General features: G+C 51.8%; 1 protein-coding gene. It reads left to right on the forward strand.

Annotated features, from left to right (window positions below; all coding sequences use genetic code 11):
* Nucleotides 1-251, forward strand: a 251-nt coding sequence (locus SB764_RS42945; RefSeq protein WP_410867168.1) for a class I tRNA ligase family protein, incomplete at both ends; no start/stop codon positions are given.

The raw sequence follows: 251 nt of genomic DNA on the forward strand, positions 1-251 counted from the left end.
GGTTTATACCGGCATGAGCAAAATGTCCAAGTCGAAGAACAACGGTATCGACCCGCAGGTGATGGTTGAACGTTACGGCGCGGACACCGTTCGTCTGTTTATGATGTTTGCTTCTCCGGCTGATATGACTCTCGAATGGCAGGAATCCGGTGTGGAAGGGGCTAACCGCTTCCTGAAACGTGTCTGGAAACTGGTTTACGAGCACACAGCAAAAGGTGATGTTGCGGCACTGAACGTTGATGCGCTGACTG

Source organism: Paraburkholderia sp. SIMBA_027 (assembly GCF_046535315.1).
In the GTDB taxonomy this organism is placed as follows: Bacteria; Pseudomonadota; Gammaproteobacteria; order Burkholderiales; family Burkholderiaceae; genus Paraburkholderia; species Paraburkholderia tropica.